General features: G+C 53.1%; 17 protein-coding genes, 1 pseudogene and 1 riboswitch. Of the genes and pseudogenes, 9 read left to right on the top strand and 9 right to left on the bottom strand.

From position 1 onward, the window contains the following. Window positions 1-86: 86 nt before the first annotated feature. A complete protein-coding gene (locus ACZYUB_RS13670; protein ID WP_463948767.1) occupies window positions 87-419 on the top strand; it encodes a stress response translation initiation inhibitor YciH in 333 nt (110 codons plus the stop codon). Window positions 420-437: 18 nt separating this feature from the next. On the opposite strand, the gene ACZYUB_RS13675 is transcribed toward ACZYUB_RS13670, so the two are convergent. Together ACZYUB_RS13675 and ACZYUB_RS13680 are read right to left on the bottom strand one after the other, a co-directional pair. Continuing rightward, the gene (locus ACZYUB_RS13675; protein ID WP_463948717.1) at window positions 438-2,879 is read right to left on the bottom strand and encodes a DNA polymerase II; all 2,442 of its coding nucleotides are present in this window, start codon (window positions 2,877-2,879) and stop codon (window positions 438-440) included. Between the two features lie 126 nt (window positions 2,880-3,005). Beyond that, on the bottom strand, window positions 3,006-3,476 hold the full coding sequence (locus ACZYUB_RS13680; protein WP_463948719.1) for a DUF4357 domain-containing protein: 471 nt from the start codon (window positions 3,474-3,476) through the stop codon (window positions 3,006-3,008). Window positions 3,477-3,821: 345 nt separating this feature from the next. Between ACZYUB_RS13680 and argA the strand changes: the two genes are divergently transcribed. From argA to ACZYUB_RS13700, 4 genes are all read left to right on the top strand, one after another. Beyond that, window positions 3,822-5,150, top strand: a complete 1,329-nt coding sequence (gene argA, locus ACZYUB_RS13685; protein ID WP_460884301.1) for an amino-acid N-acetyltransferase — start codon at window positions 3,822-3,824, stop codon at window positions 5,148-5,150. Between the two features lie 277 nt (window positions 5,151-5,427). Further along, a riboswitch (Lysine riboswitch) is annotated at window positions 5,428-5,600 on the top strand. 94 nt (window positions 5,601-5,694) lie between these two features. Next, window positions 5,695-7,047: a lysine-sensitive aspartokinase 3 gene (gene lysC / locus ACZYUB_RS13690; protein ID WP_463948721.1), complete on the top strand. Its 1,353-nt coding sequence runs from the start codon at window positions 5,695-5,697 to the stop codon at window positions 7,045-7,047. 150 nt (window positions 7,048-7,197) lie between these two features. Then, window positions 7,198-7,518: a heavy metal-binding domain-containing protein gene (locus ACZYUB_RS13695; RefSeq protein ID WP_460884299.1), complete on the top strand. Its 321-nt coding sequence runs from the start codon at window positions 7,198-7,200 to the stop codon at window positions 7,516-7,518. 8 nt (window positions 7,519-7,526) lie between these two features. Further along, window positions 7,527-7,799, top strand: a complete 273-nt coding sequence (locus ACZYUB_RS13700) for a DUF1289 domain-containing protein (RefSeq protein ID WP_463948723.1) — start codon at window positions 7,527-7,529, stop codon at window positions 7,797-7,799. Window positions 7,800-7,922: 123 nt separating this feature from the next. On the opposite strand, the gene ACZYUB_RS13705 is transcribed toward ACZYUB_RS13700, so the two are convergent. Beyond that, window positions 7,923-9,287: a leucine-rich repeat-containing protein kinase family protein gene (locus tag ACZYUB_RS13705; protein WP_463948724.1), complete on the bottom strand. Its 1,365-nt coding sequence runs from the start codon at window positions 9,285-9,287 to the stop codon at window positions 7,923-7,925. A 623-nt stretch (window positions 9,288-9,910) separates the two neighbouring features. Between ACZYUB_RS13705 and ACZYUB_RS13710 the strand changes: the two genes are divergently transcribed. Then, the gene (locus ACZYUB_RS13710) at window positions 9,911-11,041 is read left to right on the top strand and encodes a Fic family protein (RefSeq protein WP_463948726.1); all 1,131 of its coding nucleotides are present in this window, start codon (window positions 9,911-9,913) and stop codon (window positions 11,039-11,041) included. 82 nt (window positions 11,042-11,123) lie between these two features. On the opposite strand, the gene ACZYUB_RS13715 is transcribed toward ACZYUB_RS13710, so the two are convergent. Together ACZYUB_RS13715 and ACZYUB_RS13720 are read right to left on the bottom strand one after the other, a co-directional pair. Next, window positions 11,124-11,558, bottom strand: coding sequence for a hypothetical protein (locus ACZYUB_RS13715; RefSeq protein WP_463948728.1), 435 nt, complete (start codon window positions 11,556-11,558; stop codon window positions 11,124-11,126). A gap of 8 nt (window positions 11,559-11,566) precedes the next feature. After that, a complete protein-coding gene (locus ACZYUB_RS13720; RefSeq protein WP_463948729.1) occupies window positions 11,567-15,265 on the bottom strand; it encodes an RNA-directed DNA polymerase in 3,699 nt (1,232 codons plus the stop codon). A 441-nt stretch (window positions 15,266-15,706) separates the two neighbouring features. Between ACZYUB_RS13720 and ACZYUB_RS13725 the strand changes: the two are divergent. Continuing rightward, a pseudogene (locus ACZYUB_RS13725) lies at window positions 15,707-16,442 on the top strand (ISAs1 family transposase); the annotation flags it as partial. Between the two features lie 345 nt (window positions 16,443-16,787). Here the strand turns inward: ACZYUB_RS13725 and guaA are convergent. Continuing rightward, on the bottom strand, window positions 16,788-18,368 hold the full coding sequence (gene guaA, locus ACZYUB_RS13730; protein ID WP_463948732.1) for a glutamine-hydrolyzing GMP synthase: 1,581 nt from the start codon (window positions 18,366-18,368) through the stop codon (window positions 16,788-16,790). A 90-nt stretch (window positions 18,369-18,458) separates the two neighbouring features. After that, window positions 18,459-19,922, bottom strand: a complete 1,464-nt coding sequence (gene guaB, locus ACZYUB_RS13735; RefSeq protein WP_463948734.1) for an IMP dehydrogenase — start codon at window positions 19,920-19,922, stop codon at window positions 18,459-18,461. A gap of 174 nt (window positions 19,923-20,096) precedes the next feature. On the opposite strand from guaB, the gene xseA reads away from it, so the two are divergent. Continuing rightward, complete coding sequence (xseA, locus tag ACZYUB_RS13740; protein WP_463948735.1) at window positions 20,097-21,446, top strand: exodeoxyribonuclease VII large subunit; 1,350 nt, start codon at window positions 20,097-20,099, stop codon at window positions 21,444-21,446. 108 nt (window positions 21,447-21,554) lie between these two features. Then, a complete protein-coding gene (locus ACZYUB_RS13745; RefSeq protein ID WP_463948737.1) occupies window positions 21,555-22,568 on the top strand; it encodes an ABC transporter substrate-binding protein in 1,014 nt (337 codons plus the stop codon). Between the two features lie 4 nt (window positions 22,569-22,572). On the opposite strand, the gene ACZYUB_RS13750 is transcribed toward ACZYUB_RS13745, so the two are convergent. Further along, a complete protein-coding gene (locus tag ACZYUB_RS13750) occupies window positions 22,573-23,433 on the bottom strand; it encodes a DMT family transporter (RefSeq protein WP_463948739.1) in 861 nt (286 codons plus the stop codon). Between the two features lie 220 nt (window positions 23,434-23,653). Further along, window positions 23,654-24,202, bottom strand: a complete 549-nt coding sequence (locus tag ACZYUB_RS13755) for an NAD(P)H nitroreductase (RefSeq protein ID WP_463948741.1) — start codon at window positions 24,200-24,202, stop codon at window positions 23,654-23,656. Between the last annotated feature and the right edge of the window lie 50 nt (window positions 24,203-24,252).

A 24,252-nucleotide genomic window follows, 5' to 3' on the forward strand; every position in this document is an offset into this window, starting at 1 on the left:
TCCAATTATAGAGCGAATACCCACAAAATAAAGCAGTTTTTTAGCCTCGGCTCTGGCTATACTCCCGACCAGTGATAAGGAGCCTCATCATGTCCGATACCAATTCCCGTCTTGTTTACTCCACGGCTAGCGGTTTTGTTCCCGAGCCGACCACCAAGGCCGCATCTGCATCCCCCTTCCCCGATGACGGCATCGTCAGATTGCGCCGCGAAAATAAAGGCCGTAAAGGTGCAGGGGTGATCACCATTCACGGCATTCCCACTGAACGACAAAAGGAGCTAGCCAGTCTGCTGAAGAAAAAATGCGGCACCGGAGGCGCCATCAAAGAAGGGATCATTGAAATTCAAGGTGAGAAGCGGGATTTGATCCAGGCAGAGCTCATCAAGGCGGGTTTTACCGTCAAATTGGCGGGTGGTTAGTCCGCTCGGTGATTCGCGTTAAAACAGCGGCAACTGCCCCTCGGCCCACTCATCAAACTGACGACCAATGAAGGGTAGTATGGCATCGGCCACGGGCCTGAGTTGCTTCTGGATATAGTGTTCATAATCCAGTGGTGCGGTTTGATGTTCTACCGGCTCAGCCCCTTGGGTGGTGATGAGGTAGGCAATGGTGCCACGCTGCTGATAGCGAGGGGACAATCCTGCGCTCCGGCGCGCCTCATCGGCCAATCGAGCCGCCCGGACATGGGGGGGTTGAGTTTTTTGGTAGTCGCTCAATTTGCGTCGCAACCGCTTGCGATAGACCAACCAGTCATCCACCTCGCCAGCCCGGGTTTTCCGAATCATCTCGGCAATGAAAGGCGCCGGATCCTCATCGTGGAAAATACGCTGGTATAACCCGCGCTGAAACTGTTTGGCCAGCTCGGTCCAGTCGGTACGGACCGTCTCCAGCCCCTTGAAGATGATCTGCTCGTGCTCCCCTTCACCTTCCAGACCGGCATACCGCTTCTTGCTGCCCACCTCGGCACCGCGGATCGTCGGCATAAGAAAACGCCGATAATGACGCTCATATTGCAGCTCCAGGCAGGAATCGAGTCCCCAGTTCTGCTGCAGATGGTGCTGCCAATACTCGGTGACCTGACGAGCCAATTGCCGCCCGATAGAGTCAGCCTGTTCCGGCGTTACCTCGCGATCCAACCAGACAAAGGTGGAGTCGGTATCGCCATAGATCACCTGGAAACCAGCAGTCTCAATCAAGCGCCGGGTTTCCAGCATGATCCACTGTCCACGCAAGGTGATACTGGATGCCAAACGGGGATCAAAGAAGCGGCAACCACTGGAGCCCAATACCCCGTAAAAGGAGTTCATCAAGATCTTGATAGCGCGCGACAGGGCATCATCCTGCTGCAACTTGGCCTTATCCCGCTCTTGCCACAGGGAAGCAATAAGCCCGGGAAGGATCGGATCCTGGCGCGAGAAACAAGCCCCCAGAAATCCCGGGATCGGCGCCAAATGCAGATCCTCCTGCTGTGATACTTGCTGCTCTCGTAACCCGAGGATCAACCCCAACGGATCAATACCAAAGCTGCGGATAATACTGGGATAGAGGCTTTTGTAATCCAGCACCAATACGTGTCGATAAAGCCCGGGACGCGAGTCCATCACATAACCGCCCGGTGAGGGTGCGCCTTCGATAGTTCCCAGGCTCGGCGCCACAAAGCCGCGACGATGCAAGTGAGGGATGTAGAGATGGGAAAATGCCGCCACCGAGCCACCGTAGCGATCCAGCTCCAGCCCGGTGAGCTGACTGCGCAAGCGAGCAAAGTCCAGCAAATGGCAAAGGGCAAAGATATCGGTGACCAAGCGACAATCTTCGAGGTTGTAACGGGCCAGAGCCAGTTTATCCTGTTGATATAATTGGCTGATCCGCTCACCTCTATCCTCAACCTCATCGATCGCCTTACCGCGACCGAGCAGGCTCTGGGCCACAGACTCCAGGCTGAAACTATCAAATTGCCAAGTTGCCGATTTCAAGGTGGCAACCCCATCCAGCACCACGCGACCGGGAAAGATGACTTGCCCCTGTTGGCGCTCATCCCGCGCCGGTCGCCAGCGGACCGGCTCACCGGCTCGTCCCCAACGCAGGGTCAGGTGGTGTAATTCGGCGCGGCGAAGCAGTAGCTGAAAATCAAAGTTGACCACGTTCCAGCCGATGATGATGTCCGGATCGAAGTGCAGAAAGAAGGGCGCCAATGCCAATAACAGCTGCCGTTCGTCCGCCACCCACTGGATAGTAAACGTCTCCTGATGGGGTTCGGGCTCCCCCACCATGATCACTTGCTCAAGCAGCGAGCCATCACGCCGGATCCCTTGCAAACCAACGCAGTAGAGCTGGCCGGACATGGCACATTCCACATCCAGCGACAGCAGGGTAAATGTTGGCTGCATATCGCAAGGCTCCAGCATTCGGGCTTGCATCTGTAGATAGCCCGGGTGGCGGGTGACATCACCGCTCACCCGGATCCCGCCAGTGATAAAACGCTCCATCAGTACTCGTTCGGCATGTCGCACATCGCCTTCAAAAACCGGAATACGCTGTACCTGTAGAAGCTCAAGGGCGCGATAGAAACGAGCCAAGGTAGGAAAACAGCAGGCGAGTACGGCATCACCAGCAAACGTCTGTAACCCGGTGTGTCGCAAACGGCCCCGGATCCCGTGCTGCCGAAATAACTGCAACGCCTCTTCCTGTCGGGCGAGTGGTATGAAAAATTGCACCGGCTCTTGTGCATAAACGACCCGAACTGGCCCCTGCGCAGTCGCCAACCAGAGCACGATCGCACAGTGTTCGTCCTGTTCAGGAGAGGATATCGACGGCTGATCCAGCGCCTGCCGCGTCAGAATAAAACCATCCAAGGTCTGATGAGCGACGACGTGGGGCAAGAGAGGGCTCCATCAGTTGGGGATATACGAAGAGGGGAGTACAGACCGCACCAGGCGAGTCATTCCTCCCTCATGGGAGACCATCAGAGGCACACTAAGGAGCAATCAACAGGAACAGGCTCGAGCCTATGGCTCCTTTTTCCCAAACCCCGACTGCTTGAGGGTGAACCCCTCCTGGTTACTCCAGGCATCCAGTCCACTGCGATTATTGCCGGCGATCAAGCTGGCAGCCAGGCTCGGGCTGTTGAACAGCTGATCCTGGGTGAAGCGATAGCCCTCCCCTTCGGCAATCAAAACCCCCTTGTCCAGCAGTGTCCGCTTGAGCTCAATCACGGGCTCACGCAAGGAATCCGCCTGTTCGTTATTGACCCGCGAACCGGACATCACCACGAACCCCGGCTTTTGCCGCGCGCCGACCGGATAACCACAGGCTTCAGCACCTTTCACACTAAAATAATAGCGCTCGCGCTCCCCCGGCGTACTCGTTGCCAATGCTCGCTGCAACGCCATCAACTCATCGAATATTTCAATAGGAACCACGGCCGCGCGACGTTGCCCCTTCTGATCGACAATAAAGCTGACGTGTTTGCTTAACATCCTGTAGTCCTTTGCGTCGGTGCTGAATTCAATACTGAACTTAGTTTGCCCTGTCTTGGTAACAGAACCAAGTCGTGGCGGCTGAAATCACAACATCATATTTATATCGGATTATCATACGCTTGTGAAAAGCTGATTGCGGTGAAGCGGATCATATCCGGCCATCGGGCTCCTCCTCGTCCATTGCCGCGGATCCCGCTCGTCAGCCGCACGATGTTCGAACATTCAGGCTGAAGCTCGCAGTCACATAAAAAATCACTTTTAATGATTATTTATACTTGCAGAGTCGGCGTTTTTTCCCGATGATAACGCCAAATTTTAGCGCAGGGATAAAGGGATACACAGATGGTTCGCGAAAGAGATGCGGTGCTGGTTAATGCGTTTCGCCACTCGACCCCCTATGTCAATCATCATAGAGGTTCCACCTTTGTCATCATGATCGGCGGTGAAACCATTGCCGATGATAACTTCAATGACATAGTGGCCGATATCGCATTGCTACAAAGCCTGGGCATTCGCCTGGTGCTGGTGTTTGGTGCGCGCCCGCAAATCGATGGCTCCTTGGCAAATGCCGGTATTCGCTCTCGCTTTCACAAACGTATCCGCGTCACCGATAGCGACAGTTTCCGCATCATCAAGCAGGTCTGCGGTGGCTTGCAGCTGGAGATCACATCTCGTCTCTCCATGGGACTCATCAACACACCGATGCAGGGTGCCCGCCTGAATGTGGTCAGCGGCAACTTTGTCACCGCCCAGCCGATTGGCGTCGATGATGGTATCGATTACTGCCATAGTGGCCGGGTACGCCGGATCGACAGTGAAGGCATCCGTCGCCAACTGGAACAAAATGCCATCGTGCTGATTTCACCGGTGGGTTTCTCGGTGACCGGAGAAAGCTTCAGCGTCAACGCCGAAGAGATTGCCGCTCAGGTCGCCATTCACCTCAAGGCCGACAAGTTAATCGCCTTTTGCTCGTCACAAGGGGTCATCGGTCAGTCCGGTCAGGTGGTTTCCGAATTGTTCCCCGAGCAGGCTGAAGAATATCTGGTCGCGCTGGAACAACAAGGTGATGACAGCTCGGGAACGGCGCGTTACTTCCATGCCGCGATCGCATCTTGCCGGGCCGGCGTACCACGCTGCCACTTGGTCAGTTACAAGGAAGATGGCGCCTTGTTGCAGGAGTTGTTTACTCGGGATGGCGTAGGCACCCAGATCGTACGGCAGAGTGCCGAACAGGCTCGCAGCGCAACCATTGATGATATTGGCGGCATTCTGGATCTAATCCGCCCCCTGGAAGAGGAAGGCATTCTGGTTCGTCGCTCGCGGGAGCAGCTGGAAATGGAAATTGACCACTTCTGCATCATAGAGCGGGATGGCTTGGTGATTGGTTGTGCTGCGCTCTACCCGTTCCCGGAAGAAGCTATGGCGGAAATGGCCTGTGTGGCGATCCATCCGGAGTACCGCAGCTCAAACCGCGGGGATCGCATGGTGGCCAAGATTGAAGAACACGCTCGGCGGCAAAACATCCAGAAACTGTTTGTGCTGACCACGCGCTCCATTCACTGGTTCCGTGAGCGCGGTTTCGAACCGGTCGAGGTGACAGACCTGCCCGTGGCGAAGCAGAAGCTGTATAACTATCAGCGTCGTTCGAAAATCTTGTTGAAAACCATATAAAAAAAGACGGGGCCGACAAATTTACCGGCCCCGTTTTGGCAATGGAGATTTCTGGTTTCCACGCGGCGTAATATAGCAGCGCAGTACCGAATGAATCGTGGAACCGGTCACATAAATCAGTCATGTTTTCATCTGATTAACATAAAAATACAATCCAGATCACGATTTGAAATGGCTTTCTGGATGCGGTTACATCATTTTTTGGTAACAGATGTGAGTTGAAGATTGACAGTTGATAGCCAGACCGGTTATTTCTGTCAGACACCCCGCGCCAGCGGGGACCAGAAGAGGCGCGTTGCCCAGGTCAGCGGTAGGAGGAGGTCAGTCTCCATCGATAACCGCCCAGGGGGTGCAACGCCGAGACCAGTCAGTGACTGAATCGCTGATGAGTCGGCTGCGAGGGCTGAATCCCTCGGGCTGTCACCCTTAGGGTGAAGTGCTTCTGGCAGGAATTTTCTTTCCCGCCGTACAGCCGCGTCTTTCTGGTCACACCTGGTTTAAAAGTTAAACGGAATTTTTAACGGTTTTATTCAGGAGTTCAGTCGTGAACCAGCTTTGCGTAGCCAAGTTTGGCGGTACCAGTGTTGCCAATGCCGACGCCATGAGCCGTTGTGCTCAAGTCGTCGTCAATAATCCCAAGACCCGCGTCGTTGTCCTGAGCGCCAGCGCTGGCGTGACCAATCTGTTGGTCGATCTCTCCCAGGGCACCTTGGATGTCGCGGAACGCGAGGATCGCCTGCAACGACTCACCGATATTCAATTCCATATCCTGGATGCCTTGGGCCAACCCGCAGCGCTGACGCAAACGATCCGTGACATGCTGGACGAGGTTCGCGATCTGTCGGCTCAAGCCACAGTCGCAACCGATGCCGCCCTGGTCGATCGCATGGTGGCGCAGGGTGAGCTGATGTCCACGCGCCTGTTCACCGAACTGATGAACCAGCAAGGCCATTCTGCAGTCTGGTTTGACGTACGCAAAGTGATGCGTACCGACAGCCGGTTCGGCAAAGCCACCCCGGCCATTGAAGCGCTGCGAGCTCTGGCACAACAGGAAATGGCGCCGCTGCTAGCCGATCATTTCGTCATCACCCAGGGCTTCATCGGTGCTAACGCCGAAGGCCAGACCACGACCCTGGGGCGTGGTGGCAGCGATTACAGCGCCGCCCTGCTGGCGGAAGCCTTGAATGTCAGCGAACTGGAGATCTGGACCGATGTTCCGGGTATCTACACCACGGATCCGCGGATGGTGAAAAGCGCGCGCCCCATCCCTGAAATCAGCTTTGCGGAGGCGGCCGAGATGGCCACTTTTGGTGCCAAGGTCTTGCACCCCTCCACCTTGCAACCCGCGGTACGCCGCAACATTCCAGTATTTGTCGGTTCGAGTAAAGATCCGGCAGCCGGCGGCACCTGGGTGCGCTCCAGTACCGAATCCACCCCCCTATTCCGTGCCGTGGCACTGCGTCGCAACCAGGTGCTGTTGACCCTGCAGAGCCCGAATATGCTCGGCGCGTGCGGCTTTCTGGCCGAAGTATTCTCGATCCTGGCCCGCCATCGCATTTCAGTGGACCTCATCACTACCTCTGAAGTCAGCGTCGCGCTGACCCTGGATCACACCGGTAGCCAATCTAGTGGCAAATCCGTGCTCGGCGAAGACGTCCTCGCCGAGTTGGGCGCCCTGTGTAAGGTCAAGGTGGAACATAATTTGGCGTTGGTCGCCCTCATCGGAAATCAGATGAGCGAGATCAGCGGCGCCGGAAGCCGTGTGTTTGCTGCCGTCGATGACGTCAACATCCGCATGATCTGCTACGGTGCCAGCGCCCACAATCTCTGCTTTCTGGTTCGCGAGGATCAGGCTGAGGAGATCATTCAGCGTTTGCATCGCAAACTGCTGGATTGATGGTAAGACTAAGTCCTTTACTCCGTTTCGGCGCAGGTATCCCCTGCGCCTTTTTTCTACCCATCATTCCCGTTGTCGGCAGCATTCCCGCCGTCCGGCCAGGCTGCTATGCTGGCCTCACATCTCATTCCCTCAGATCAAGGAGCCATCATGATACTCTCTACCACACCGACTCTTGAAGGTAAGCAGATTATCGACTACCGCGGCATTGTCGTCGGTGAAGCCATTCTGGGTGCCAATATCTTCAAGGATCTGTTTGCCGGGATCCGCGACATCATTGGTGGACGCTCTGGCGCCTATGAAAAAGAGCTGGCCAAGGCACGCGAAATCGCCATGGCAGAGCTATCTGAACGGGCTGCGGCACTTGGTGCCAATGCCGTGGTTGGTATCGATCTGGATTATGAAGTGGTCGGTCCCAACGGTGGCATGCTGATGGTCAGCATCAGCGGCACCGCTGTCGTGATCCGCTAACCCACGACATGGCCAGCCAGCTAGAGCTGTTCGAGCTAGGCAACCCCTGCATCGGGGTCTGCCAGATGGATGAGCGAGGCTACTGTCTTGGTTGTTTTCGCTCGCGGCAGGAGCGCTTTAACTGGCAAAAGATGACGAGCGCCGAGCAACAGGAGGTGATGCGCCTGTGCCGCGACCGATCGCGTCGGAAACGGCGGCCAGTCGCAGATCCCTCCTCGTTGTCACCGACACAATTGCCTCTTGCTGGTCTGGATGACCCAGGACCAGGCACGGCTGGTTAACGCGTCAAACGCATGGGGCTCCACGCCCTCTTGCCACAGCTCAGGTGCGACAGCGCGAACCTGCCGGGCTACGAGCCAATCGGGATGGCGCGTTAATTCAAATCGCAGCCCATAAGGTTGCTATCAACCAGTGAGAACGGAATCCGTCTCTACTATCTCTCCAACAGGGGTTGAAGCTGCAGCCCATGCTGAACGGGCCATCCGCAGTAATCGGGCATGCACGCTGGCAAAATCCGGTCTAGCCGTCACCACTTCCTGCAAGCAGTCATGCATCAGCACCGTCAGCTCGTGGCGTAGGGAAACTGGCAGTTGGCAGTGAGCCATCAGCTCTTCGAGCAGACAGCCGAAGGCGCGAACCTCCAGACGCTCGAGCGCCGCTCCGGAACTGCCCGCCAGATAGAACGAGGCAGCCCCGAAATCACCCAGCAAGGCTCTACCTTGGCCATCGTGCAGGATATTGTGGCCGTAGAGATCGCCATGCAGGATGCCACGACTGTGCAGATGTGCCGCCACCGAGGCCACCTGTTCAGCGATGCCCAGCATTGCCGGGAGCGACAGGGCAAATCCGGGATCGTAGATATCACGGGTACAAGAGTCGAGACTCGGTGGCCCGGATAAAACGGAAAACTCCGGGGCAATCAGGGCCATCACCAACGCCGGGATACCTGCAGGATGATCGCCAATTTCACCAACCAGCTCGATTAAGCCCGGGTGAAGCCCCGCCGCCAGCGCCGCCGCCATCTCGCTTTGCGGCAAGCCATCGCTGGTCATATCACCCTTGAAACATTTCACCGCCACCGGCTGAAGAGCGCTCGCCTGCTGCCAGTTGGCCGAGATGATCCGGCCCGAGGCGCCCTCTCCGAGCTGCTCCCCGAGGTTTAGCTCGGCCCACGGAACGCTCGTTACCGCCTCGGTTCGCCGGGGCGGTTCGCAGCAAGGGTTGCCAGCAAATGCCAGCCAGCTCAGGCGCGGCAGCGCCAGCAGCCAGGCTGGCAGTACGGTCAGCCGATTAGCCGCCAAGCGCACCAGCTCAAGGCGCTGACAATTGGCCAAGCTCGCTGGCAAGCCCTCGAGCCGGTTACCAGAGAGCATCAATTTTTGCAGCTGATGACACTGGCCCAACTCATCGGGCAGCGTTTCTATCTGGTTATCGGTCAGCACCAGCCAGCGCAAATTGGCCGGCAACGCTGCAGCCGGCACCTCGCGGATGCGGTTGGCCTTAAAACCGATCATGGTCAGTGCCGGGCAAGACCCCAACACTTCAGGCAAGCGGGTGAAGTTATTCTCGGAGCAGAAAATGATGCGCAGCTTGCGACACTCGGCCAGCACATCAGGCAATTCGGAGAGCTGATTGCCGCTCAGATCCAGCACCTCCAGTGAATCCTTCAGGCTCAGGATCTCCAGGGGAAAGGAGGTGAGATTTTCACTCAACGTCAAGCGACGAGCACCGCTCAACGCACCTGAGCGCAACAACTCGAGAGTATGCATAACAGTTTCTCAATTGGGGCGGCCACTAATTAGATAGGCAGACCAGCGGCCAGGCAGGCTAGCGGGCAATACCCCGCGGCCACTAAAGGACCAGCATTATAGAGAATCGTGATGCGGATCGCCTATTTTGTTACCCGGGACATTCAAACCCACACCATCGAGGCGAATCATGTCCGGAGTATTCGTAATACCTGTCGTGACGCCTGATGTGCGGTGAGCCGAATCAGCACCATTATCGGCTCAACATCCATGCGGGAATACCAAAGATTCCCTCCTCATCATGGCTCAGGGAGATCATTTTTAAGCCAATTACAGCTGGCTGGAAAGCTAGCCACCATCACTGTTTTGCTGACAATTAAATCCCACATATGGGGCCTTAAACTTAACTATTGGAGTTAATACACAAGATAATGGAATTATACACGCCGAGGTATGCGCCATAGCTACAGCCGATTGAATCGCTTGGCTAATACAGAAATAGGCAATCACAGTGATTAATTCCGCTATGCCAGTTGTGTCGTGAGCCGAATCACCGTTACTATCGGCTCATTGCGTGAGCCGAATATGCGTTTGATTCGGCTCATCTGGCGTGATCGTGTAACCGAAAAGGAATGGGCAGGCAGATGACCGCTAACTGGATCTGGCAACAGCAAGGCTGGCCGCACTTTTGCTGGCAGGATGAACCGCTACAGTCACGGCTACGGGCGGCGCAACGCAATCTGGGCCTGCTGCTGGGCACCCATTCTGCTTACGGCTCTACACTGGCACAACAAGACCAGGCGCTCGATACCCTGCTGGCGAATATCCTCGCCTCCTCGGCCATTGAAGATGAACGGCTCAATGCCCAATCGGTGCGCTCATCTCTGGCCCGCCGGCTTGGCGTATCCGAAGAGCAGCCCTACCCCATCTCGGATCGTTCCGAAGGCCTGGCCGCGATGATGCTCGATGCCATCGACAATCGACATCAGCCGCTGACGCTGGAGCGCCTGCTACAGTGGCATCAGTGGTTGTTTCCCGCCGCTGACTGGACAGTACAGCGAGTGCGCGTGGGCCAGCTGCGCGGTGAAGAGCCGATGCAGGTGGTATCCGGACGACTGGATCGCCCGACCGTGCATTTCGAGGCCCCACCACGCCAGGGGCTTGAGCAGGCACTGGCCGCCTTTATCGACTGGTTTAATACCAGCCTGAACGACCCCAGCCAAGATCCACTGCTGCGCGCCGCCATCTGCCACCTCTGGTTTGTCACCTTGCACCCATTTGATGATGGCAATGGTCGCATCACCCGCGCCCTCACCGATCTGGCACTCTCCCAGGCTGATAGCCAGAGTATCCGTCTATATGCCATGTCGGTGGCGATCCTGGAACAACGTGCCAATTACTATCGCGTTCTGGAGCAGACCCAGAAAGGTGGCCTGTGTATCACCACCTGGTTGGTCTGGTTTCTGGATACATTGAATGCGACATTGGAACAGGCCCAGCAGGCGATCACCCGCACCCTGGCCAAGAGCCGGTTCTGGCAACAACACGCCAGTGATCCCCTGAGTGCCGAGCAGATCAAGGTGCTAAATCGGCTGCTAGACGGTGGCGAGAACGGCTTTTTACAAGGCATTAGCGCCAGCCACTATCAGAAGGTAGCCAAGGTCAGTAAAGCCACCGCCACACGCCATCTGGCCGACTTGTTGGAGAAAGGCTGTATTGAGAAATTACCGGGTGGCGGCAGAAATACCCGCTATCAGATCAAGATGATAGGATAGCTAACCAGTTTTCAGTCATCACCGTTTCTCAGAATAAAACGAAACCATGCCGTGTCAGGTGATTACTAGATCTGTACAATTCTCACTTAGCCGCACATTTTATGAGATCCAGAATTGGGGCAATATAGAGCGTCTCTTCGACAACTTTAGTTTTCTTAAAATGTTCTGCATGAAACTTCAAATGTTTTTCCAACGTATTTGCCCAAGAGCTATCTTTCAAGTTTCCTTCAACCTCAATGATTTTCTCAAAGCAGAATATCATTCTGGCCACGTACCAAACATATTGGTCATACATTGGGTCTCGCTCCTGCCTACAATCTGCACGGTAGCCTTTCGAAAACTGTGGGTTGTCCATGGCTAATTGCAAATATGCTTGGTAGGCCGTATCTGCAATGGTTTTCTTAGCAATTTCTTTGCTTTCACTTATGGTTTTTTTTGCAACTAAAATCGCCCAAATAGCTACCCCAGCACTCACTAACGGGGAAGCAATCGTAGCTAAATTAACTAATGTATCCATAATAACCCTCAATGTTTTCGATTAAATCCGGCAGGCTGAGTTTTGGTCTTTTTATATATTTCCAGCTTTCGCCTAAATGCTGCCAAATCTATATCAGCAGTGCTAATTGCTATTTGGCCAGTTCCATGAGCATGAGAAATCAATTTGTGATGTTTCTCTTTATATGGGGCTTGCATAGTTGAACCTCCATACTCTCCCGTATTCGTAATAACAACATGCTGATACATATGCCATTGCAGAGCTGAAGCCATATTATCAAATGTGTCTACATCTTTGTTGTACGCGGCAATGACAAACATGTCAGTCAAATCTCTCAGATCTGCAGCAAGCTTTATATCTGTTGCATCGTAGCAAATCGCACCAGTTAATTTAAATGGCCCTTCGGGGTGACCCTCAATTGAAATGATATGTTGGGATGGTCTATATCCTTGAACGCCAAGAGTCACTTCATCACTGGTCATATGATACTTCCCCTGATCACGAACACGCCATTGAGCACCAAACTCGGAAGAGTCTGGAATAATCCAGCGAGCTTTGTTAACTATTCGACCATCTTGTTCACAGAAGACAAAGCCGGAAAAAATGATGGCTTTGGTTCTAAATGCAAGTGCTCTTACTATATCTTCATCTTCTGGGTGAACGGCCAATTCAGAAAAGACAATCAAATCAGCAGTGCTTGCATGATCCCTAGACTCAGTTTTAAGTTTTGCATTTAAAGTCTGCTCCGTTATCTTACAAATTTCCGCAAGATGCTCTCTATGCCTCCAGCGCACATCGGGATTATCCAGTGTCACATCAGAAGGGTGAAAATTCTTATCCTTAGGAAATAATTGCTGAACCGTAACAATTCTAAAATGGTTAGATGCTAATTCAGGCCTATTAACAACAGTCGGTAAGGTCGGAACATTCGATGAATTGCATATCTGCGTGTTTAAGTAACCTAGCCTTTTCGACAAACAGTCTTTAAACTCACCAAGGCTAGTAATTGACAATATATCTTCTTGGTTTATGTACGAAGAAGAAAAGCCGGGCCATTGCAATCCATGCTGAAGAAAACTTGCAAACCAATCAGTTATAGTTCCATACGAACCAACAATTGACTCTGGCGTGTGTAACATACCCATACGTCGCTTGTAAAACTGAGAATGGATACCATCATATTTTTCTCTATCGAGCTTTAAATCATTTCGCTGGGTATAATCTACATTACCTAAAGCAGCACTTCTTAGCACACTGCAAACCCAATAAATTTTTTGTTCCTCTTTTTGGGTGTGTGGATAATTTACCAACCACTTAGGGCTTTCATAGCGTGGGTCTTTAGCTATTTCACCTTTTTTATCTATCGAGCATGAAATACTAACATTTGGACGCCATAATTCACTCCATGAGGTTGAGTTACCGTCTAATTTTACTTTTATTTCATGTGGGGAATACTGCTTACCATCAGGTGGCCATGCGTGACTCTCTGTATCATTAAAAATATCAACTAATGCCATGCCTAGCTTGAGAAGCGCATGTTCGTATTTAAATGGGTTTTCCTTGAAACTAATCACTGATGAAAGATAATGCTCCGAACTATTTGGTTTTGACTCATATTTTGATATAGCCCACCTAAATTCGTTAATCCTGTCTTTATTTTGCATCCGAATAATTTCTTTCCAAATTGTATTCCAGAATTTACCTCCACGGAAAGCAAATTTCTTTATGATTGAATCTACTACTTTGTTCGTATTTGCATGAGAAAGTAGAAAAGCGGCATTTGCTTGGTAGTCATTACTAATCTGAGCAGATAACTCAAATAGGTATCCATCGCTACTATTCAAAGGTTCTAACTGCTGTTTAATTAAGACGCTTTGAAGCTTTGCAAGATCAGGAGAAGATTTATTACTAGATATAAACGGCCTATTGATCACTGCGAGATAAAGTAGTGCTTGCTGATATGCATAGTTTGGAATAACAGATTTACAAGAAAGTAGTTTTTGGGCAAATGATGTAACTTCACTCATCAATTTTTGATAATCAGCAACGTTTTCTGGGCGTAGATTTCGATAGATGTCAACGACGCTGCGGAATATATCAGAAAGAAGATATAACATGATATATTTATCACGACTGTCACGATTAGATCGTATTCTTGAATAAACAATTTCAAGAATGGTACTATAAGCATCTAAATTAGGATTTATTGTGATCGCTTTGCGAAAGATGACCATAATCGATGGATCTTTTAGCCAAGCTTTTAATAGTTTTTTTGCAATAAGTGCAGATTCATTATCGAATTGCTTTCTCTCTTCAGGAGAAATTAGCTTGCTTTTTTTAGCCAAACTTGTTTCCAGCCTATGAGCAGAAAATCTACGTAAAGATTCTACTTTAATCGACTTGTCATTATTAAACCCAGGAAATAAATCATCAATATCATCTGAAAAATTATCTTGTTCGGCCAGTAATAATTGTTGAAGTGCCGGTATATTATTATCTAGTCCGTTACGCTCTGGGATGCTCGAAACTCCTACTTCATGCTGAATTTCATTAATTTGATTTGTGAGGCCACTTCCGTTATCAACATCAGAAAGCTCAAAAATATAAGTTTTTTCATCGTTAATTTTTAAGTATGGCTCATTATCTGACTCATCTTGATCCAATGTTTCATCGAGAACACTCTGAACCAATCCGTGAATGGACTCTTTAATAGTTTCATTTGTTAGTGCCTCTCCAGAAATTACCAATCTAATATCATCGACATATCGACAATAATCATGCAGTACAATTTTGCTATCTTCTATCTTATTACGAAGCTTAGAAATTAAAGATTCATCAAACTCAATGAGATATGCATTCGCCAGAGCTCCAGCAGACGATAAACCTTGAGGAAGTCCAACATTTTCTTCTTTTAAATCCAAAAGCTCAAGTAATGATAAAGAGTCTTCCGTCCACTTCCAATTTAAAACCTGACTCGCCAAACTCCAAAATTTATTATCATTTATGAATTTTAAACCATAGTGATTAGAGGATATCTTTTTTATTTTTTCTAATAAAAGATCTATTTTTATAGAGCTAAAAAAATTTTTTAGGTCCAAGCTGACAATATAAACATCATCAATTTCACTAATCTTACTTATGGTTTCCCTGCCCATATAGATAGGCCTTTGTAGAAAGCTTCGATAATCGGCGGAGAACTTCCTATAATACTCACTTCCTCCCCAACGAAATCTTGCCCTTTCATTGTCCCAATCACAGATAAGCCTATTCCCGTAACTAACAACCTTGTTTTTTACATGCCCGGCATAGCCAAGATTACCCAATGAGCAGTCTTTCTGTCTCGTTTCTATCGCATCAGCAAGACACATTGTTACGGCTGTAGCAAAAGACTGATCCTTAATTGATATATTAGCCAAAGGCCTTAGCTTTCTATCAACTTTATTAGTAGTCCACTTCCCTTTATTAAAGTACCAGGTTGCTCCTTTGGGAGCAGGTATCAATTCAAGATCATCTTTGTTAAGGATGCCATTTTCAATCTCACTTGACCAATTAGTGACTTCATCACTAATATCAAACGCACACTTGTCTAGCGCTAAAAGATCTGCATACCAATTGTGAGTTCTTACAAAACCATCTGTTTTTTTCCATGCTAGCCCTAAAATAAATGAGTCCTTAAGGTACTCAAAGTTAGGTTCGAGGTTGTAATACTTTTTATCAAGTAGTTTCATTTTTTTCTCAACTTAATCTTAAGCACTCTTACTCACTTCAACTACAGCATTTACACTCACTGCTCGTATCACCCCAAATAGGTATATTATCGTATAATCCACGATAAGTTAAAATATTTTGTCGTGTCAAAAGATGGCCCCCCTGGTACATTAGGCGCTTCTTTCAGGCCATAAAGCAGGTTGTTTTATAAGTAGAATTTTCTCGTAATCTGAACTGGGGAAATTTTTATGAAAAAATCACATTTTACTGACCGCCTGATCAGTTCCCTTCTAATTCGCTCCGAGGATGATACTTAAACTTGGTCATCAATGTCCGCTCTTCCTAACAGTTCTCGGTAGCAGAGCGGGATCGCACTTTGTTAATGAAATTTGAACAGACTGATCGTCTGTGATCTAATCGCGTCTCCATGCAGGAGGCACGCTCTATGACCTTGTTGATTCATGTTTCTTGTCATCAGCGCCATAATGAGTGGTGCCGAGGGCTGCGGGACATAGAAACCTATGGAAATTCAAAGGCCGATTGGCTGCGCCAGTATCGCCCTTTTGCCAATGGTATCCCGCGCCGTCACACCACTGCCCGCATTCTGCGTTGCATTGTCATCGATTCCCTGCTTGAAGCATGGCTGTGCTGGGTCAATGAACAGCGCACCCATCAGGGAAAACCCATAATTGCCTTTGATGGCAAGGTGTTACGCGGCTCATTTAGGGGAAATACCAAGGATGCTCTTCAGTTGGTCACGGCCTACGATACAGAAAATGGTCTGGTGTTAAGTCAGAGAGCAACCCCTAGCAAGAAGGGGGAGATCGAAACCGTCAAAGAAATGCTGGACATTCTTGAACTCAAGGGTGCCGTTGAGTGTCACCGCAGCGCCAGCGGAAAAGGAACGGTAGATACCTCCTACTATGTCAGCTCGTTATCCCCCAAGCACAAGTTGCTAGGGCACTATATTCGTCAGCATTGGCGGATCGAGAACAGCCAGCATCACATTCTTGATGTTGTGTTCAACGAGGATACATCAATGATAGCGATGGAGGATGCGATCAAGAATATGGCGCTATTTGGACGGTTTGCTCTGAACATCGTAAAACAGAGTGATTGCAGCGCGCCGAGCCAGAGAAACAAGCTAAAAAAGCAAGCAGGGATAATAATTATCGGGCACAACTATTCTTTGGTTAAATAACCAACAAAGTATGCTCCCGCCCTGTTCTCGGTAGAGGTACCGGCCCCAAGAACTCCGTATTGCATTTGAGGTAGTTGAACAGTCTTGCATTGTGGCGTAGAAACATCCCCACGTTAAAACCTAAATTCCTGTATTTGTAGACAAGAAAACCAAAGGCGGCCTTGGCCGCCTTTGCTGTACTGGGTTGTGCGGTTAGTTGGCTACCGCCTGGCGAATCCTCGCTGGAGCAAGCTGTTGCGCCGTCTTCTGATCGATGAACTTCTGCAATGCCAGTGCAGCCAGAATAAAAAAGCCCATGTTTCCATGGGCTTTTTATCTAACTCTGTGCGATCAGCGCGGGATTATTCCCACTCGATGGTTGCGGGTGGTTTGCCGGAGACATCGTAGACCACGCGGCTGATGCCGTTGATTTCATTGATGATCCGGTTGGATACATGACCCAGCAGCTCGTAGGGCAGGTGCGCCCAGTGGGCTGTCATAAAGTCGATGGTTTCCACGGCACGCAGGGAGACAACCCAGTCGTACTTGCGGCCATCGCCCATTACGCCCACGGAGCGTACCGGCAGGAAGACCACGAAGGCCTGGCTCACCTTGTGGTACAGATCGGCCTTGCGCAGCTCTTCGATAAAGATGGCATCGGCGCGGCGCAGCAGATCGCAGTACTCTTTTTTGACTTCGCCCAGCACGCGCACACCCAGACCCGGGCCCGGGAAGGGGTGACGGTAGAGCATGTCATAAGGCAGGCCCAGCTCCAGACCGACGCGGCGCACTTCATCTTTGAACAGCTCGCGCAGCGGCTCCACCAGACCCATCTTCATATCATCCGGCAGACCGCCAACGTTATGGTGGGACTTGATGACATGAGCCTTGCCGGTCTTGGAGGCGGCAGATTCGATAACATCCGGGTAGATGGTGCCTTGGGCCAGCCACTTGACGTTGGTCAGCTTCTTGGACTCATCATCGAAGACCTCGACGAAGACACGGCCTATGATCTTGCGCTTGGCTTCCGGATCAGCCTCGCCCGCCAGAGCGGAGAGGAAACGATCTTCGGCCTTAACGTGGACGATATTCAGACCGAAATGATCGCCGAACATCTCCATCACCTGCTCGCCTTCATTCAGGCGCAGCAAGCCGTTGTCCACAAAGACGCAGGTCAGTTGCTTGCCAATGGCGCGGTGCAGCAGCATGGCCACCACGGAGGAGTCGACACCACCGGAAAGACCGAGGATCACCTCATCACTGCCCACCTGCTCGCGAATACGGGCGATGGCATCATCAATGATGGTGCTCGGAGTCCAGAGCGCCTCACAACCACAGATGTGCTTGACGAAGTTCTCCAGCATGCGTGCGCCCTGACGGGTGTGGGTCACCTCAGGGTGGAACTGTACGCCGTAGAAGCGGCGGCTCTCGTCGGCCATGGCGGCATGCGGGCAGCTAGGCGTGGCCGCTGTGGTGACAAAGCCTTCGGGAATGGCCGTGACCTTGTCACCGTGACTCATCCAGACATCCAGCAAGGGGGTGCCAGTGTCGCTCAGTGCATCTTCAATTTTGTCAAACAGGGCACAGGGGCTCTTCACCTCGATCTGGGCATAGCCAAATTCGCGGTGAGTCGTCGATCCTTCCACCTTGCCACCGAGCTGCTCGGCCATGGTCTGCATGCCGTAGCAGATCCCCATGACGGGTACGCCGGCTTCAAACACATATTGCGGCGCACGCGGGCTGCCTGCTTCAGTCACGGACTCCGGACCGCCAGAGAGAATGATGCCGTTCGGGTTAAATTCGCGGATCTGCTCTTCGGTGACGTCCCACGCCCACAATTCGCAGTAGACGCCGATTTCACGCACGCGACGGGCAATCAGTTGAGTAACCTGGGAACCGAAGTCCAGGATCAGAATACGGTGATCGTGAATGTTTTTGCTCATGGTCTTCCTGATCTGACACTGTAATGGCGACGCTGACAGCAGCGCCACGAAACATAAAGAAGACAGGGCGCCAAGCGCCCTGTCTGCCCATCAACCCATGCGGTAGTTGGGGGCTTCCTTGGTAATGGTCACGTCGTGGACGTGGGATTCCTTGATACCAGCACCGGTAATACGAACAAACTCGGCCTTGGTCCGCAGATCCTCGATGGTGGCGCTACCGGTCAGGCCCATGGCAGAGCGCAGACCACCCATCTGTTGATGGATGATCTCCTTGACCAGTCCCTTATAGGGTACTCGACCCTCGATCCCTTCCGGAACCAGCTTGTCAGCGGCGTTATCGGACTGGAAGTAGCGATCGGAGGAGCCCTTGGACATGGCGCCCAGCGAACCCATACCGCGGTAGGACTTGAAGGAGCGGCCCTGGAACAGCTCGATCTCGCCCGGTGACTCTTCGGTACCGGCAAACATGGAGCCGACCATCACCAGATGCGCACCAGCGGCAATTGACTTGGCGATGTCGCCTGAGAAACGGATACCACCATCGGCGATGACCGGGATGCCGGTGCCCTTGAGAGCTTCCACCGCATCGGCAACCGCGGTAATTTGCGGTACACCGCACCCAGTCACGATCCGGGTGGTACAGATGGAGCCAGGACCGATACCGACCTTGACCGCACTGCAACCAGCATCGGCCAGCGCCAGCGCACCAGCAGCTGTAGCCACGTTACCACCGATGATTTGCAGATCCGGATAAGCCAGACGGGTCGCACGGATACGATCCAGAACGCCTTGGGAGTGACCGTGGGAGGAGTCGATGAGCAGCACGTCCACACCGGCTTCCACCAGCGCGGCAACACGCTCTTCGTTACCGGCGCCCGCACCTACAGCCGCACCAACTCGCAGACGCCCCAGGGCATCCTTGCAGGCATTGGGCTTGCGTTCGGCCTTCTGGAAGTCTTTGACGGTGATCATGCCACGCAAGTGGAACAACTCGTCGGTGATCAGGACCTTCTCGATGCGATGTTTTTGCATCAGGCTCTGTACCTCTTCACGGGAGGCGTTTTCGCGCACCGTGACCAGACGAGCTTTCGGGGTCATCACTTCATGGACTTTCATGGACAGGTCGGTGACAAAACGCACATCACGACCCGTGATGATGCCTTCAAGTTCACCGGCATGGGTCACCACCGGGAAACCGGCGAAACCACAGGAGTGAGTCAACTCCTTGATCTCGGCAATAGTCATCTCGGGATGCACGGTAACAGGGCTGGCAACAATACCACTTTCGAACTTCTTCACGCGGCGCACCTTTTCGGCTTGCAGCTCGATAGACATGTTCTTGTGGATAAAACCAAGACCACCTTCCTGCGCCAGGGCAATTGCCAGACGGGCACCGGTCACAGTGTCCATTGCAGCAGAGACCATAGGAATATTCAGAACAATATCCTTGGTCAGGCGAGTACGCAGATCAGCGGTATGGGGTAACACTTGAGAGTGGGCCGGAACCAACAAAACATCGTCGAAGGTCAGGGCTTCTTTGGCTATACGCAACATGGCAATATCTCACCGTTAGGGAGGTTGAGGGGTGGGTAAAATATTGCAGCGAGATTCTAGGCAGTTGATCCCCGTTGGTAAAGCTCTTTTTGTTGTTTTTTTACGAAAACCAGTTTCGCCAATGACTTGGCGGTTCGGTAAAATGGCGGTCGATGTTCCTGTGAGGAAAACCCAGTGCCAGAAGCCAAGCAAACGATTTTCACCGTTTCCCGTCTGAATAGCGCCGTCCGCATCCTGCTCGAACAGGAGATGGGATTGGTGTGGTTAGTGGGTGAAATATCCAATCTGGTACTGCACAGCTCCGGCCATTGGTACTTCTCATTAAAGGATCCATCAGCCCAGGTCAAAGCCGCCATGTTTCGCGGCAACAATCGCCGGGTCGCCTTCCGGCCACAGGATGGTCAACAGGTTCTGGTTCAGGCCCGGCTATCCCTCTATGAGCCCAGAGGCGAGTACCAGCTCATCATCGAGAGCATGCGACCGGCCGGCGATGGCCAACTACAGCTCCAATTGGAGCAACTCAAACAGCGCTTGCAGGCTGAAGGGCTGTTTGCCGCCGAACGCAAACGTCCCCTGCCTCGTCAGCCGCAGCAGATTGGCCTCATTACCTCGCCCACCGGGGCGGCCATCCACGACATGCTGACGGTGCTCAAGCGCCGGGCGCCGGGAATTCCCGTCATCCTCTATCCGGCCCAGGTCCAAGGTGCGCAAGCAGCCGATCAGCTGATAGCGGCTTTGCAGCGCGCTAACCAGCGGGATGAGTGTGATGTACTCATCATCGGCCGGGGCGGCGGAGCCAGTGAGGACTTGTGGTGTTTCAATGACGAACGTCTGGTGCGAGCCATTGCCAATAGTCTGCTACCCATTGTCAGTGCGGTGGGCCACGAGAGTGATGTCACCTTGAGTGATTTTGCCGCCGACCTGCGGGCGGCCACGCCTTCGGCGGCGGCCGAGTTGGTCAGCCCGGATCAGAGCGAACAGCTGCAACGCCTTCAGGCCCTCAGTCAGCGTTTGACTCGGGCGAACCAACAAGCATTCACTCTCGGCACTCATCGCCTGCACATGCTGCAGCAGCGCCTGCAACATCAGCATCCGGAGCGCCGACTGCAACAGCAGCAACAACGACTGGATGAACTGCAGGGCCGACTGAGGCTCGCTCTGCGGCAGCGACTCGTCGATGCTGGACGGCAGTTGGAGCGCGTCGACCATCGGCTACATCAGCAATCACCGAACGTTCGTTTGCGGGAGGCAAGACAGCGCTTGGGGCAACAACAGCAGTTGTTGCAACGCTGTGTTCAACAACGACTGGAGCAATTGCGTCACCGCCACGGCCTGCTATTGACCCGTCTGGATGCCATCAGTCCCTTGGCCACGCTAGCTCGTGGCTACAGCATCACTCAAGATACGCAAGGTCAGGTGCTGAGATCGGTGACGCAAACTGCACCCGGACAACTCCTGACGACTCGACTCGGCGATGGTGAGCTACAGGTCGAGGTACAACAGGTGCGCGTCATCTCTCACTAAACGGCCCGCAGACGTTTCGAATACCGAGTAACGCGAAGTAGCTCAGAGTAAACAGACCCCGACTCTGCTATCACTAGCACTATCCATGCATCAGGGTATTCTGTTTCCATGCTGAACACTCCCCCAGCAGGCTGGCTGCGTCACATCGGCTTTTTGTGCCTGCTCTGTGGGCTGGGCCTGTGCTGGCAAGCGGACACAGTCGCCGCAGAAATTTTGGTCATCGAAAGCTATCATCCGGAACACCCCTGGGACGCCAGCTATCGCCAGGCCCTGCAACAACGTCTCGGCAAAAACCACACCCTTCACTTCCGACATCTGGATACCAAACGCATTCCCCGTGAACAGTTTGCGACTCAGGCTGAAGGGGTATGGCAGCAGTACCTGGCGTTGCAACCGCAACTGGTCATCATCGGCGATGATAATGCCATCAACCTGCTCGCACCGCGGATTTCGGCACACGGCACGCCCGTGGTCTACCTGGGTATGAACGGCAATCCCAGACGCACCAACCTGTATGGTCTGAAGAATATGACCGGGGTTCTGGAGCGCCCCTTGATGAAACGCAATATTCGGGAGATGAGCGAGTTGTTACCCCAAGCAAGGCAGGCATTAGTGCTGTTTGATAGCAGCGAAGTCTCGATGACCGCCATTGATGAGGAGTTTCGGGGTCGCAACAGCCTGACGTTAGGATCGATCACTGTCGATATCCGTTTGTTATCCAATTTTGAGTCTTGGCAACAAAGCGTGCTACAGGCCAAGGCCCAAGGCTACGATATGATTTTCATCGGCCTGTACCATACCCTGCGGGATGCTCAGGGCCTGTATGTTGAACCGGAACGAGTTGCAAGCTGGACCGGTGAAAAAACCCCGCTGCCGCTGTTCAGCTTTTGGGATTTTACCGTCGGCCCGAAACAGGCCTGCGGTGGTTTGGTGATGAGTGGCGCTATTCAAGGGGATGCGGCGGCCAATCTGGCAGAGGCCATTCTCGCCGGGCAAAGTGCCCACTCACTGCCCCCTCGCACCGCCTCACGAGGTGATTACTGGTTCAGCCACGCCGCACTGAACCGCTGGAATTTGCGCCTGCCTGCCGATATAGCCCGCCAGGCCCAGTGGACCGACTAATGGCTCAGGGCCCCGGAAGTGAGGGGCGCTCAAACAGGTAACTCATGGTCGCCAGCAAACCCAATGCAATAGCAATCAGCGCTACCCCGACCCACTCCGCCAACGACGGTACATCCCCCAGTTGCAACCAGGCACAGATCAGCGCCACTGCCGGGATCGCCAGTGCATTCAGGCCTGCGGTTCCTGCCGCCAGACGCGACAGCAGGTGCAGCCAGACCAGCCAGCCCAGACCCGCCGCAATGCAGCCGTTAAAGATCAGGATCAACCAGAAAGTTGGATGCCACTGCACATCGGGTTGTGGCCACAACCAGGAGAGAACATACAGGGGCAGCAGTCCGAACAGCAGTTGCCAGAAGGTCAGATCCAGGGTTTCGATCTGGTGCTGCTCCCGCAGCCGCTTGGCAATGATGGCCGAGATAGCCCAACACACACCCGCAGCCAGCGCCAGCAAATCACCTTGCCAGCCGATGCTGCCTTCCCAGGGCGTCAGCACGCACATCAAGCCGGCAAAAGCCAGCAATACGGCTAACCACTGCACGGGCCTCAGGTGCTCTTGCAAGAAGAAACGAGCCAGCAGTAGCGTCCAGAACGGCATGGTGTAACACAAGATAGTAACCTTGCCCGTGCCTGCATTCAGCAGCGCCAGAGTCGAGAGCAGCGTAAATCCGGTGGTCTGGGTCAGCCCGAGCCAGAAGGTGGGCCACAGCGGTGGCAAGCTGAAACGGCCTCGCCGCCACAGCAGCAAGCCACCCAGCGTCAGTAGCGCCAGGGTCAGACGGTATTCAGCCATCTGCAGGGGCGACGCATATTCCAGCCCCAACTTGCTGGCAACCCAGCTATAGCCCCAGACAAGCCAGAGGCTCATCAGGAGAGCCATATCCACGAGCGATTGTCTGTTGCTTATCACCATGAGGACCCTACACATAAACTGGCTGCCAACATGCCCGTTTCAGGGGGCTGGATCAAGCGACAAACCGCATAACCTAGAGTATTCGGTTATAAAAAACCAACGTGTATATAACATGCAGTGGTTAAACCGCCACAAGCCAGCCGCTACACCTCGACATGGTCACATTGATGCGCCCCTAGATCGAGCGAACAAACGACTCCACGGCCAGAGGGCGTAAGCGTTTGGGCTCCGCAGCCGGAGTTCCCAGATAGAGAAAACCGACGATCTGATCCTGTTCGCCCAGCCCCAGACGCTCATGCAGGCCGCGATCAAACATCAGGCCACCGGAGCGCCAGATGCCACCAAACCCTTGCGCTTGTGCCGCCATCTGCATCGCCATCACGGCGCAACCGGCCGAGAGCTCCTGCTCCAGCCGGGGAACCTTGTCATGGGGTCGAACCCGCGCCACTACGGTAATCACCAGAGGCGCACGGTGCGGTGCCTGGCGAGCTTTGGTGACAGCCTCGTCCGACTCACCAAGAGCTTGGGCGGACAACGCCAGTTGTTCCCCCAGTCGGGAGAGCCCTTCCCCTTGGGCCAGCAGAAATAGCCAGGGCGTCAGTCCACCATGATCCGGCGCTCGTAGACCGGCCTGCAAAATCCGCTCTAGCGCCTCGCCCTCCGGGGCTGGTGCTTGCAGTTGCGCCACCGAGTTACGCTGCAATAATAATGTCAATGCATCCATGATGATCCTCGTACCCAGTCAGAAAGCCCTGGTGCAGGGCAGTAACGGAG

The sequence above is a fragment of the Pseudaeromonas sp. HNCC25DJ182 genome, assembly GCF_055413365.1.

Bases quoted from the DNA above. Each gene is read 5' to 3' on its own strand.
- guaB (WP_463948734.1), bottom strand. From the start codon at position 19,922: ATGTTGCGTATAGCCAAAGAAGCCCTGACCTTCGACGATGTTTTGTTG.
- ACZYUB_RS13715 (WP_463948728.1), bottom strand. From the start codon at position 11,558: ATGGATACATTAGTTAATTTAGCTACGATTGCTTCCCCGTTAGTGAGT.
- argA (WP_460884301.1), top strand. From the start codon at position 3,822: ATGGTTCGCGAAAGAGATGCGGTGCTGGTTAATGCGTTTCGCCACTCG.
- guaA (WP_463948732.1), bottom strand. From the start codon at position 18,368: ATGAGCAAAAACATTCACGATCACCGTATTCTGATCCTGGACTTCGGT.
- ACZYUB_RS13700 (WP_463948723.1), top strand. From the start codon at position 7,527: ATGGCCAGCCAGCTAGAGCTGTTCGAGCTAGGCAACCCCTGCATCGGG.
- ACZYUB_RS13705 (WP_463948724.1), bottom strand. From the start codon at position 9,287: ATGCATACTCTCGAGTTGTTGCGCTCAGGTGCGTTGAGCGGTGCTCGT.
- ACZYUB_RS13695 (WP_460884299.1), top strand. From the start codon at position 7,198: ATGATACTCTCTACCACACCGACTCTTGAAGGTAAGCAGATTATCGAC.
- ACZYUB_RS13750 (WP_463948739.1), bottom strand. From the start codon at position 23,433: ATGAGCCTCTGGCTTGTCTGGGGCTATAGCTGGGTTGCCAGCAAGTTG.
- ACZYUB_RS13720 (WP_463948729.1), bottom strand. From the start codon at position 15,265: ATGAAACTACTTGATAAAAAGTATTACAACCTCGAACCTAACTTTGAG.
- ACZYUB_RS13680 (WP_463948719.1), bottom strand. From the start codon at position 3,476: ATGTTAAGCAAACACGTCAGCTTTATTGTCGATCAGAAGGGGCAACGT.
- ACZYUB_RS13755 (WP_463948741.1), bottom strand. From the start codon at position 24,202: ATGGATGCATTGACATTATTATTGCAGCGTAACTCGGTGGCGCAACTG.
- ACZYUB_RS13745 (WP_463948737.1), top strand. From the start codon at position 21,555: ATGCTGAACACTCCCCCAGCAGGCTGGCTGCGTCACATCGGCTTTTTG.
- ACZYUB_RS13710 (WP_463948726.1), top strand. From the start codon at position 9,911: ATGACCGCTAACTGGATCTGGCAACAGCAAGGCTGGCCGCACTTTTGC.